The following is a 12,493-nucleotide window of genomic DNA, read 5'->3' on the forward strand; positions in this document are numbered from 1 at the left end:
CTCCGGAACCACGCCGGATGCGCAGGTCCAGGCGAAGCTGGACCTGGCGGACCGGTTCGTCCGCCGGGCGGAACTCCTGCGGGACAGCCTGGTTCCCCCCAGGTGGCTGCGTGAGGGCGACCGGTTGGTCTTCTGGTCCCGTGAGGGCAAGGACGGCGGGACGTGGGTGCTGGCGCACGCGAAGACCGGGGAGCTGAAGCCACTCCTTTCCGGTGAGCAACTGAGGCAGCAGCTCTCGACGCTGCTGGGCAAGCCCATCACCGCGCCCCGCTTCTTCGACGTCGCGCTCGCTCCGGATGAGCGGGGCATCGTGTTCCGCCTGGAGGGGAAGACCTTTGGCCTGGGCCTGTCAGGTGGCCATGTCACCTTGCTGTCGCCGGAGGACCGGGCCGCGCTGACGCTGTCGCCCCAGCACTTCCTCGCGCCGAAAGGCGGCGCGCTCGCCGTGCAACGCCAGGGCGGCTTCGCGGTGCTGAACGCGGAAGGCGCCACCGTGGTCGAGCGCACGGGGGAAGCGAACCTCGACTGGCGGATTCCGGAGCGTCCCTGGTCACCGGATGGCCGCTTCCTGGTGGTGTGGCGGGACGACCTCCGCGCCGTTCACCAGGTGCCCGTCGTGGACTACTCCTCCGCGCTGGAGAAGGTGACGACGGTGCCGTACACGAAGTCCGGGACGCCACTGCCGCGCGCGGAGCTCCATGTCGTGGAAGTGGCGACGGGCCGCGTGACGCGCGTTCCGCCCGTCGAGGGCGAGACATATGACTGGTTCGCCGGCTGGAATCCCGAGGGCACCGAGGCGCTGTGTCTCCACCTCTCGCGTGACGCCAAGCGGCTGGACCTGAGCGTCGTGGAACCCGCGTCGGGCCAGCGTCGGCACGTCCTGCGCGAGGAGCGCCCGGAGACCTTCGTCACCGGCCTGGACTTCGCGGTGGGCGGCTGGGCGAAGCAGGTGACGGCGCTGCCAGGAGGGCGCGGCTACCTCTGGATGTCCGAGCGTGATGGCTGGCGCCACGTGTATGCGTATGACCGCTCGGGGAAGCGCGTGAGGCAGCTCACGCGAGGCGCCTTTCCCGTGCACGAAGTGGTGGGAGTCGCCCCCACGGGAGATGCCCTCTACGTGCTGGCCTCCGCCGACAGCGGCGCGCCATACGAGCACCTCTTCTACCGGGGAAGCCTGAAGGGAGGCGCGTTGAAGCGGCTGTCCTCTGCCTCGGGGATGCACCGCATCACGCCGTCCCCCTCCGGCCAGTACTACGTGGACACATGGTCCTCGCGGACACAGCCCCGGTTGAGGGAGCTGGTGTCCGTGGAGGGTGGCAAGCGCGTGCGGCTCACCACGTCGGACGCGAGTGAGTTCGAGTCGCTCGGCGACACGCGGCCGGAGGCGCTGCTCGTCAAGGCGGCCGATGGCGTCACGCCCCTGCACGGCGTGCTCTACAAGCCACGCGACTTCGACGCCTCGAAGCGCTACCCCGTGCTCGCCTCCATCTACGCGGGTCCGTTCACCACCGTTGTCCCCTGGAGCTTCCTGGGGACTTCGGATTCGCTGACCGCCAGCGGCCTGGCGCAACTGGGCTTCATCGTGGTGTTGCTGGACCCCCGGGGTGGCCCCGGACGGAGCAAGTCCTTCCAGGACGCGAACTACGGCCGCGTGGGCCAGACGGAGATTCCCGACTACGTCGCGGGGCTGAAGCAGGCCGCGTCCACGCGCCCCTGGATGGACCTGGAGCGGGTCGGCATCCACGGCGGTTCGTGGGGCGGCTATTTCACGCTGCGCGGCATGCTGACGGCGCCGGACTTCTTCAAGGCGGGCTACGCCGGAGCCCCCGGAGCGCTGGAGGAAGAGGCCATCATCAACGAGCCCTATCTCAACCTCCCAAGCGTCAATCCCCAGGGGTACGCGGCGGGCGACAACCTCGCGATTGCAGACAGGCTGAGGGGCCACCTGAAGCTGATGCACGGCACGAGCGACGTGAATGCCACGCTCTCCGTGACGATGCGGATGGCGGACGCGCTCATCCGCGCGGGCAAGCGCTTCGAATTGCTCATCATGCCCGGCCAGCCGCACTCCCCTCGGGGTGCCGCCAGCCGCTACTACCGGGACGATGTGGGCCTGTTCTTCCTCCGGACCCTGGGCGGTCCACGGTAAGGGCTCCTCATGGATCCTTGCGGCCAGGCGCTCGGCGGTCCGCATGGAGCCAGCGGCGCACCTCCTCCAGGTACTCCCGAGGGAGGACATGCCCGCTGTCGAAGGTCTTGTGTGTCTTGCGACGGGACGGAGCGGCATCGAACAGGGCGCGGCTGTCCGCGACAGGCGCGAAGTCATCCTTGTTCGCCGTCAGCAGCAGCCAGTCCTGGTGAACGCTCGCCATGTGACGCGAGGGGGCAACCTCCTCCATCGACGGGTCGATGTTGGGAGGAACCATCGTGACCAGGTGGGTCATGCGCGGCTCACGCGCCGCCAGCAGGATTCCCACCTGCGCGCCCATGCTGTACCCGGCGACGAGCACCCGAGGCGGCTGGCCTTTCGCGAGCACGGTGGTCAGCAGCGCGTGGGCATCGCGGACGGTGTCGGCAATCATCGCCACGTACCCCGAGGGGTCCCCTTGATGGGCCCGCTTGGCGAGCGCTCCTGGCCTGGCCTCGGGTGTCGCCCGCTCTCCGTGCCGGCGTGCATCGAGGAGATAGACGCGGTAGCCGGACCGCAGCAGTTCGTCCTTCAGCACACCGCCGTGGGTTGGCCCCTCGTTCGACAGCCAGTCCTCCTTGCGGCGCGTAAGGCCGTGCAGGAGGACTGCGATGGGTGGATTCGCGGCGGCTCCCTCCGGCTCCAGCACCCGCATGGGGATGCGTTCTCCATCCGCGCCGCGAACGTCCAACGACGTTTCCAGGGCGGCGGCACGCGCCACAGAAGCGGATAGAAGCAGCAGGCACAACGACAGCAAGCGGGTCATCGCGGTTCTCCCAGAGGTAAGAAGCCCGGTCACCTTGCCGCCCTCCGCGTCAGCCACGCGTCAACACCCGGTTGACCTCCGGTTGACGTGGCGGCTGATAACCTGCCCACCCATGCGAGTGCTCGTCGTCGAAGACAACCTGGACCTCCAGGCCAACATCGAGAGGTTTCTGGGGAAGGACTTCCAGCTCGACTTCGCCGCCACCGGGCCCCAGGGCCTCACGCTCTCGCTGGGCCAGGAATACGACGTCATCGTCCTGGACCTGATGCTGCCGGGAATGAGTGGCATCGAGCTGTGTCAACGCTACCGGCAGCTCGCTCCCCGGCTGGTGCCCATCCTCATGCTGACCGCGCGGGACACCCTCGATGACAAGGAAGAAGGCTTCCGCGCGGGCGCGGATGACTACCTCGTCAAGCCGTTCTCCTTGAGGGAGCTGCGGCTGCGGCTCGAAGCCCTGGCGCGGCGCCCCGTGCCTCCGAGCGGACGGCGGCTGACGGTGGGGCCACTGACGCTGGAGCCAGACACGGGCCAGGCACGGCGAGGCGTGCGCACCGTCCACCTCAACAAGACCGAGACGCTCCTCCTGAGGCTCCTGATGGAGGCCGCGCCCGAGCCCGTATCGCCAGCCACGCTGGCCCACCACCTCTGGGGGGACGATGCGCCGGAGTCCAGTGCCTTGCGCACCCACGTCTATGCCCTGCGCGGAGCACTCTCCGAGCTGGGGATGAGCGACTGCATCACCACCCTCCGCAACAAGGGATACCGCCTGGATGCGCGCGAGGACTAGGTCGGTCCGAGGTCTCCTCCTGGGCGCCATGGGCATGTCCGCGGCGCTCGCGCTCGTCCTGATGGGGACGTTCTTCACGCTCTTCAGCTACGACCTCGAAGACGCCATCTTCGCTCGGCTCGTCGCCACCGCGGCGGACGGACGCAGGGATGACACGGGGGCCATCCCACTTGGAATGACGGCCTATGTCGGCCACGAAGGCCTTCCGTCCTGGCTCGGAGACGCGCTCCCCCTGGACACACCTCGCGGCGAATACGAGGTCTTTGCTCAAGGCCGTGGGCACTTCCATGTCGCGGTGCGACCGGACGCGTCGGCTGGCACGACGCGCTACGTGGTCTTGGACACGACGGCGCTGACGAGCACCACCCGCCACCTGCGCCAGACGTCCGGACTGCTGCTGGCAAGTGCCCTGCTGGCCCTGCTGGGCGCCGCCGGGCTCTCCCTTGTCGTCGCGAGGAGGCTCAGCCGTCCGCTGGAACAGCTCGTGGCACGCGTCCAGTCGGATACTCTGGCGCCGGAAGTGGACGTCGGGGTCACCGAGGTGCGGGCCCTGGCCGAAGCCCTGCGTGTCCGGGATGCCCGAATCCAGGAACTGCTGGAGCGGGAGCGCGCCTTCAACCGGGACGCGAGCCATGAACTGCGTACGCCCCTCGCCGTGGCGCAAGGCGCGGTGGAGATACTGGAGTTGGACCCACCCGCGGACACGGAGACCTTCGGCCGTCTGCGGCAGGCCATTCACCACATGGGCCTGCTGACAGAGGGCATCCTCTGGCTGGCCCGGTCAGGCCGCTCCGACGAATCGTGCGGACTGGTGAGCATCTCCCGCGAAATGGTCGCGCTGTACGGCAAACACCGCCCTCACGGCGACGTGGCGCTTGTCATCGAGGCGAAAGAGGAGGTCCTCGCGCCACTTCCGGGGTCCGTGGCGCGAGTGATGCTGGGCAACCTCATCAAGAACGCGCTCGCCTATACGCACCAGGGGCGCATCGTCATCCACATCGCGCCAGAGGGCTGGAGCATCTCCGACACAGGCGTGGGCTTCGGCCAGGTCGAACCCGGACACTCGGGCTTCGGTATCGGCCTGTCCCTCGTGGAGCGGCTGGCGCGCCGGTTCAACTGCGACGTGGCCTTCAGCGCCGTGGAGCCACACGGGACGAGGGTACGGCTCACCTGGCCATCCGTGGAGCCCGGCTGACTGGGGGACCGCGACGCACGGCATCCCGTGCGTCGTGGCAGCGTCACGCCATTCCCACGTGCGGAGCGGCGCGAGCCGCCCCGCCTGCTGCGACGGCTAGCCCTGGTGCTTCGCGATGAGCGCGTTCGCCGCTTCCGGGTTGCTCTTGCACTCGAGCAGGGCGCTGAGAATCAGCGGCGCGACAATGGTGGCATCCGACTCGATGACGAACATCGGCGTCGTCTCGGTCAGCTTGTCCCAGGTGATCTTCTCATTGGGCGTCGCGCCCGAGTACGAACCGTAGGACGTCGTCGAGTCGCTGATCTGGCAGAAGTAGGCCCAGGGCTTCACCGGCTTCTGCAGGTCGTACTTGATCGAAGGAACGACGCAGATGGGGAAGTCACCGGCGATACCGCCGCCAATCTGGAAGAAGCCGACACCCCGGCCCTCGGACATCTCCTCGTAGCGGTCGTAGAAGTCGGCCATGTACTCAATGCCAGACTTGACGATGCTCGCGTTGAAGTCGCCCGCCTTCACGTAGGACGCGAAGATGTTGCCGAACGTCGAGTCCTCATAGCCAGGGACGACGATGGGCAGACGGAGCCGCGCCGCCTCGAGCAGCCAGCAGGCCTCCGGGTCACCCTCATACACGGAGGGGTCGAGCGCCTGGATGAACGCGTAGAAGTACTCGTGCCAGAAGCGGCGCTCGCCCTTCTCGGTCGCGCCCTTCCACATCGGAACGGCAATCTTCTCCACCGCGCGGAACGCCTCGTCCTCGGGGATGCTCGTATCGGTGACCCGGCGCATCCGCTGCTCGAGGATTCGCGTGTCGTCCTGCTTGGTGAAGTAGCGGTACTCCGGGAAGTCCTTGTACCCCGTATGCGCGACGAGCCGGAAGAGCGACTCCTCGATGTTGGCGCCCGTCACCGACAGACCGTGAATCAGCCCCGCCCGGATGGCCGGTGCGAGCGTGATGCCGAGCTGCGCCGACGACATCGCGCCCGCGACGCTCCAGAACATCCGGCCACCGTTCGACACATGCTCCCAGTAGGACAGGAGCGCATCGCGCGTCGCGCGCGCGTTGAAATTCTTGTAGTTCGTGAGGACGAACTTGAGAACGGGAAGTTCGGACGAGGACATGTGAGCCTCCAGCAACAACGTGGTGAATGCTCGAGAGGCACACGCCTGACAGAGCCACTCGAGGACACCCTACGGTCGCAACGAGATGTCGCGGCCGCCATCGGAGCGTCAAGTGGCTCCGGGCTAGCTAGCACAGGAGGACCGCGAGCCGCCACCGCGTTCCACGCCTCCCCGGTTGGCCCCCAACAGAGCCGCCCGCCTCAGATGCGCTGAACCACCCGCAGCGCGAAGCGCACGAAACGTGCGTCCAGTGGCTCATTGAGCATGAGGCGCTGCCATACCAGGCCGGAGAGCACGTTGACCACGAGCTCCCGGTCGGCGGGCCGGCGATCGGCGAGGCACGCCCGGAGCTCGTCACCCCGCGGGCGCACCAGTTGGGCGATGAGCCGCCGGTGGAGGTCCTCGTCGAATTGTGCCTCCGCCATCAGCGCTCGCAGCACGGGCGCCGCCTCCGCGGCCCCCCGGCAGAACTCCACCAGCGTCGAGGACAGGGAAGGCTTGCGCCGGTTCATGCGGGGCGCCTGACTCACCCATTCGGAGAACGCGTCGAGCACCAGCGCCCCCTTGCCCGGCCACCAACGGTAGATGGTCTGCTTCCCAGCCCCCGCGCGCTCCGCCACGTCGGCGGTCGTCACCGCCGCATAGCCCTTCTCCAGCACCAGTTCCTGCGCCGCCGTGAGAATGGCCAGGCGCACTTTTTCATCCCTGGGTCGTCCCGTCCGCATGACTCGCCTTTACGAGACTTCGGGTCTCGGAAACAACCCACTTACGAGACCGGCGGTTCCGAAATCGCGTAACGCAGTGCGCACCTGCGTAACCCGCGCGCGTTGACGGAGAAGAGGGCCCTGTGTACGACTGCGAGTGACCATGGCTAAACAATCAGGTTTGCTGCGCCGTCTTGGGAATGTGGCGCTGAATGAGGTGAGCGAGCGCTTCGGCAGCACGTCACCCACGCCTTCCTCCGGAGACACGCGCTTCACGCCGCCGACGCCTGCCGCGTCGAAGGACGAAGAATCACTCGAAGGCTGGGGCTTCGCCGACACGCGTTTCGTGGTGAAGCCCGACGGGAGCACCGTTCTCACGGGCACCCGCTACAACATCAGCAATGTCGCGCTGCCAGACTTGATGCAGTGGTTCGCCGGCAAGCTGGCCTCGCCGCTGGGGTACGACAATCGCAACGAGCCGCACTACCCGCCCGAGATTCCCGCGGCGAAGAAGAACGACAAGCTTGTAGCGGCGCTGCGCGAGTTCCTGAAGGAAGAGCAGCTCACCGACGACCCCAAGCAGCGCCTGCGCCGTGGCCATGGCCACACCGGCGGTGAAATCTGGGCCATCCGCTACGGAAAGCTGGACCGGGTGCCCGACCTCGTCGTCTTCCCGCGCGGCCACGATGAGGTGGTGCGACTGGTGGAGGTCGCCACCCAGCACGGCGCCTGTGTCATCCCCTTCGGCGGCGGCACCAATGTGACGGAGGCGCTGCGCATCCCGCTCTCCGAGGAGCGCCTGGTCATCGCCGTCGACATGCGGCAGATGAACCGGATTCTGTGGGTGGACCCCGTCAACCGCATGGCCTGCATCGAGGCGGGTGCCACGGGCCGTCACCTGATGGAGGAGCTCGCGAAGTTCGGCTTCACCATGGGCCATGAGCCGGACAGCCTCGAGTTCTCCACGCTCGGCGGGTGGATTGCCACGAACGCCAGCGGCATGAAGAAGAACCGCTACGGCAACATCGAGGACCTGGTGCTCGACATGCAGGTCGTCACGCCCCAGGGCATCGTGGAGCGCCCGCGCCAGGCCCCCCGGGAGAGTGTGGGCGTCAACCCGCGCCAGTACATGTTCGGCAGCGAGGGCAACTTCGGCATCGTCACCACGGCGGTGGTGAAGCTGTTCCCCCTTCCCGAAGTGCAGCGCTACGGCTCGGTCATCTTCCCCGACCTCGAAACGGGCCTCTCGTTCCTCTACGCGCTCCAGCAGTCGGGAGCGGTGCCGGCCAGCGTGCGGGTGATGGACAACACCCAGTTCCACTTCGGCCAGGCGCTCAAGCCAGCCAAGCACGGGCTGGCCGCGAAGGTGAAGAGCGAGGTCGAGAAGGCCGTGGTGACGAAGCTCAAGGGCTTCGACCCGTACAAGCTCGCCGTGGCCACCCTCGTGTTCGAGGGCTCGCGCGAGGAGGTCGCCTTCCAGGAGAAGACGGTGTACCGCATCGCCTCGGAGCACGGCGGCATGAAGGGCGGTGGCGCCAACGGTGAACGCGGCTACCAGTTGACCTTCGGCATCGCGTACATCCGGGACCTCACCTTCGAGCACTGGGCCATCGCCGAGAGCTTCGAGACGAGCGTGCCGTGGAGCCGTGCCATGGACCTCTACGAGCGCGTGCAGCGCCGCGTGGAGAAGGAGCACGCCGCGCTGGGCCTTCCGGGCAAGGTCTTCTTCACCGGCCGCTTCACGCAAGTCTACCAGACGGGCGTGGCCATCTATTTCTATCTGGGCTTCTACGCGCGCGGCGTCAGCGACCCGGTGGGCGCCTACGCGGCGCTCGAGCATGCGGCGCGCGAGGAGATCCTGGCCGCTGGCGGCTCGCTGTCGCATCACCACGGCGTCGGGAAGATTCGCCGCGACTTCCTGCCCGAGGTGTACTCGGAGGCCGCACTGGCCCTCAACCGCAAGGTCAAGGCCGCCATCGACCCCGACAACGTCTTCGGCGCGTCGAACTGCGGAATCAACGGCCCGGTGGCCCTGACCCCGGATGAGGAGGCGCACTGATGTCCCGCCACGTATTTCTCACCGGCGTCACGGGGTTTGTCGGCAAGGTGGTGCTGGAGGCGCTGCTCGCGCAGGGCGTCGAGCGCGTCACGGTGCTGGTGCGCGAGTCGAAGGACCGCCAGGGCCGCGTGCATTCGGCGGCGGAGCGCTTCGCGAAGGTGGCGCAGGCCGAGTGCTTCTCGCGCCTCCAGCCGGGCTGGACGGAGCGCGTCGCGGTGGTGAGCGGCGACCTCGAGCAGCCCGCTTGCGACCTGTCTCCCGCCGACGCCGACGCCGTGCGCCAGCACGTCACGCACGTCGTGCACTGCGCCGCCAGCGTGGAGTTCGACCTGCCGCTGGCGCAGGCGACCTCGGCCAACATCCGGAGCGCGCTGTCGGTGCTGGAGCTCGCGCGCACGTGCCCCAAGGTGGTGGGCATGGTCGACGTGTCGACAGCCTACGTCAGCGTGTGGCGGCCCGGCCCCATCGAAGAGAAGCTGGCGCACCTGCCGAAGCCCGCCGCGGAGCTCTACGAGGCCTTCCAGGCGGCGCAGGGCGACGGCCGCGAGTGGTTGGAGCTCACCGGCCACCCCAACACGTACACGCTCACCAAGAGCGTCGCCGAGCACCTCATCTGTGAACGCCGTGGCCACGTGCCCGTCGTCATCGTGCGCCCCAGCATCGTCTCGGCGGCCCACCGCACGCCCTTCCCGGCCTGGCTCGACAGCCCGGCGGCGCTCGCGGGCTGCCTGCTGTACAGCGGCCTGGGCGTGGTGCGCGCCTTCAACGCCGACCCGTCGGTGCGCCTGGACGTGGTGCCAGTGGATGTGGTCGCCAGTGAAGTCGTGCGTTCGGTGTTCGGCCCCATGCCGAAGCCCGGCCAGGCCGTTCCCATCGTTCACGCCACCATGGGTGTGCAGCGCGCGCTGCGCATCGACATGGCCGCGGCGTCGACCATCGAGTGGTTCAAGCACCGCCCCGGCGTGGTGAAGGCGCCCGACATGTTCGTCGGCCGCAAGGACCACGGCTTCGACGCGGCCGACTTGATGCGCCGGGAGCTGCCGGTGCAATTGCAGAAGGCGGCGCTCGCGCTCTTCGGCCAGACCAAGGCCCACCGCCGGCTGGTGCGCGCCGACGAGAAGGTGCAGTACCTCAACGAGGGCTTCGCGTACTTCACGCACCACACCTTCGACTTCGTGCGCAGCGCGCCGTTGGAGGTCCCCGGCTTCGACCCCTTCGAGTACGTGCGCGTGGTGAACGAGGGCATGTACCGCTACCTGCTGTCGCGCGATGAGAGCCAGGTGTCCTTCGCCGGGCCGAAGCACGACGACGCGCGCGGCGACCGGGCATGGGTCCAGGAGCGCGGCGTGGGCAACACCACGCACAAGGTGTTTGGCTATGCGCTGCGCAAGACGTTCCGCCACTGCACCAGCGACGTGACGTTCGACCGGCCGTCGTTCGAGCGCGCGATGGCGCAGGTGCCCCCCGGCACGCTGGTGGTGCTGGCGCCCACCCACCGCAGCTACTTCGACTTCCTGTTGACTAGCTACCTGTGCTTCCAGCACCCGGAGCTGGGCATCTCGATGCCACACATCGCCGCCGCGGAGGAGTTCGGCCGCATCCCCGTGGTGGGCCCGATTCTCAAGGACTCGCAGGCCTTCTTCATCAAGCGCGGCGTGGGCCGCGAGGTGCCGGAGCTGGGCGAGGAACTGCGCCGGCTCACCGAGAAGAACGCTTCGCTCATGTTCTTCGTCGAGGGTCAGCGCAGCCGCGCGCGGCTGATGCTGCCGCCCAAGCGCGGGATGTTGCGCGCGCTGCAGAATACGAAGCGCCAGTTCGTCGTGTTGCCCGTCGCCATCTCCTACGACCGGCTCCCGGAGGAGGCGTCCCTGTCGGAGGAACTGTCCGGCAAGCCGCGCCCGAAGATGACGCTCACCGGCGTGCTGTCGTGGCTCACGAAGCTGACGCGTGGCCAGGTGCAGTTGGGCCGTGTGCATCTGTCGTGTGGCGCGCCGCTGGCGCTCAACCCGGACACCGACGTCCGCGCGCTGAGCCATACGCTCATGGCGGAGCTGCAGCGTCACACCACGGTGAGCAGCTTCCATCTGCGCACGTTCCTCGCCGAGAACCCGATTCCGGGCGTGGATGAAGCGTGGCTGCGCGAGGCCATCGAGCGCCGCGGAGGCCGCGTGCTCGACAGCGACCTGCCCGTCCCCAGCTCCCTGTCTCCCGCGCTGGCACACTCGCTCCGGAATCAGTGGCAGCACTGGTTCGCCGGTGATGTGCTGGCCCGGCAGCCCGGCAACCCCGCGCTGGAGGACCACCTGTCGCGCTACCGTTGGTGCGCCACGCCGCTGGCCGAGCTGAGCGACGCGCGCGTCGACGCCGTGGTGAAGGCGCTCTTCGAGCCTGTCGTGCGCGACTACCAGGAAGCGACGAAGGTGCGCGCGCCTGATGAGCTGAAGGCCGTGGCGGTGACACACCGGCCGCACCTCGATGGCGTGGTGCAGGCGCTGGTCTCGCGCGACATCGTGAAGCCCGCGGGTGACAACTTCGAGTGGGGGCCGAACGCGGCGGAGCTCTCGCAGTTCCATGAGGCATGCGCCTGGCGCGGGGTGCAGCCGTGAAGACACTCGTGACGGGAGCCAGCGGGTTCCTCGGACGCAACCTGCTGGAGACGCTGGGCGACGACGCCGTGGCGCTGGTTCGCTCACCGCTGCCGGGCCCGGTGGCCCAGGTGTCGGGCACGCCGCTCGACCCTGACGCGTGGCTGTCCCAGGCCCAGGGCGTGAAGGTGCTGATTCACTCCGCGGGAATGGTCCACCACAGCCGGCAGCACGCCGACGAGATGGTGCGCTTCAACATCGACAGCTCGCTGGCCATGGTGCGCGCCGCGAAGGCGCTCGACGCCCGGCTGGTGCTGGTGTCGACGTCAGGCACGGTGGGCTGCTTCTCCCATCCGACCATCGAGGCGGACGAGCACTCCCTCTACGCCGAGGCGCTCGTGGGCCGGTGGCCCTACTACCTGTCGAAGATTCTCGCCGAGCAACAGTCACGGAAGCTGGCGAAGCAACTCGGCGTGGAGATGACGGTGGTGCGGCCTCCGGTGCTCCTCGGCCCCGGGGACACCTTGGGCCGTTCGACGACCAACGTGGCCCGCGTGCTGAACGGGCGCCTCCCCTTCATCCCCACGGGGGGCATCGCCTTCACCGACGTGCGGGACGTGGCGCATGCGCTCGCCGTGCTGGCGAAGAAGTCCGACTGGCGGGACACGTACCACCTGTCCGGCACCACCCTGCCTCTGCGCACCTTCTTCGAGCGCGTGGGCGAGGTCGCCGGCATCCGGGTGAACCGTCCCGGCGTGCCGACGCTCGTCGTCGACGGGCTCGCGAAGCTCGGCGCCCACGTGCCGCTCAAGAAGCTGCCGGACCCCGTGGTGCTCGAGATGTCGACGTGCCACTGGGGGTTCAAGACTCTGTGGAGCCACGAGGAGCTCGACTACCGGCCGCGGAGCCACCGGCAGACCCTGAGCGACACGGTGGCGTGGCTGCGCGAGGCGCAGGCGCGGCAGACGCCCCTGGCGGGCTGAATTCTGGAGGGGCAGCGCTCCGTCGCCGCCCCTCCCCCTCAAACAACGAGGGAGCGATGCGGCACATGGCCTAGACTGGGTCCGAACCAACCCTCTTACGGACCCGG

At 68.3% G+C, this 12,493-nt stretch carries 9 protein-coding genes; 6 read left to right on the forward strand and 3 right to left on the reverse strand.

Annotated features, from left to right (window positions below):
• On the forward strand, positions 1–2,149 hold a 2,149-nt coding region (locus tag FMQ63_RS27910; RefSeq protein ID WP_141276783.1), incomplete at its 5' end, for a DPP IV N-terminal domain-containing protein.
• 7 nt (positions 2,150–2,156) lie between these two features.
• Here the strand turns inward: FMQ63_RS27910 and FMQ63_RS27915 are convergent.
• Complete coding sequence (locus FMQ63_RS27915) at positions 2,157–2,954, reverse strand: alpha/beta hydrolase (RefSeq protein ID WP_011551792.1); 798 nt, start codon at positions 2,952–2,954, stop codon at positions 2,157–2,159.
• A 112-nt stretch (positions 2,955–3,066) separates the two neighbouring features.
• On the opposite strand from FMQ63_RS27915, the gene FMQ63_RS27920 reads away from it, so the two are divergent.
• Complete coding sequence (locus tag FMQ63_RS27920) at positions 3,067–3,741, forward strand: response regulator transcription factor (RefSeq protein WP_011551791.1); 675 nt, start codon at positions 3,067–3,069, stop codon at positions 3,739–3,741.
• A 28-nt stretch (positions 3,742–3,769) separates the two neighbouring features.
• The gene (locus FMQ63_RS27925; protein ID WP_011551790.1) at positions 3,770–4,936 is read left to right on the forward strand and encodes a HAMP domain-containing sensor histidine kinase; all 1,167 of its coding nucleotides are present in this window, start codon (positions 3,770–3,772) and stop codon (positions 4,934–4,936) included.
• A 96-nt stretch (positions 4,937–5,032) separates the two neighbouring features.
• On the opposite strand, the gene FMQ63_RS27930 is transcribed toward FMQ63_RS27925, so the two are convergent.
• Positions 5,033–6,055, reverse strand: a complete 1,023-nt coding sequence (locus FMQ63_RS27930; RefSeq protein WP_011551789.1) for a deoxyhypusine synthase family protein — start codon at positions 6,053–6,055, stop codon at positions 5,033–5,035.
• 200 nt (positions 6,056–6,255) lie between these two features.
• Positions 6,256–6,750, reverse strand: coding sequence for a TetR/AcrR family transcriptional regulator (locus FMQ63_RS27935; protein ID WP_225909808.1), 495 nt, complete (start codon positions 6,748–6,750; stop codon positions 6,256–6,258).
• A 172-nt stretch (positions 6,751–6,922) separates the two neighbouring features.
• Here FMQ63_RS27935 and FMQ63_RS27940 point away from each other — a divergent pair, with 172 nt between their 5' ends.
• The 3 genes from FMQ63_RS27940 to FMQ63_RS27950 are packed head-to-tail and all read left to right on the forward strand — an operon-like array spanning position 6,923 to position 12,386.
• Positions 6,923–8,818 (forward strand): FAD-binding oxidoreductase, encoded by a 1,896-nt coding sequence (locus FMQ63_RS27940; protein ID WP_011551787.1) that lies wholly within the window; start codon positions 6,923–6,925, stop codon positions 8,816–8,818.
• Complete coding sequence (locus FMQ63_RS27945; protein WP_011551786.1) at positions 8,818–11,424, forward strand: SDR family oxidoreductase; 2,607 nt, start codon at positions 8,818–8,820, stop codon at positions 11,422–11,424. Before FMQ63_RS27940 ends, FMQ63_RS27945 begins: the two co-directional genes overlap by 1 nt.
• The gene (locus FMQ63_RS27950; protein ID WP_225909807.1) at positions 11,421–12,386 is read left to right on the forward strand and encodes an NAD-dependent epimerase/dehydratase family protein; all 966 of its coding nucleotides are present in this window, start codon (positions 11,421–11,423) and stop codon (positions 12,384–12,386) included. Before FMQ63_RS27945 ends, FMQ63_RS27950 begins: the two co-directional genes overlap by 4 nt.
• The last annotated feature ends 107 nt before the right edge of the window (positions 12,387–12,493 follow it).

Origin of the sequence: Myxococcus sp. CA005, from assembly GCF_006518205.1 — a bacterium.
In the GTDB taxonomy this organism is placed as follows: Bacteria; Myxococcota; Myxococcia; order Myxococcales; family Myxococcaceae; genus Myxococcus; species Myxococcus xanthus.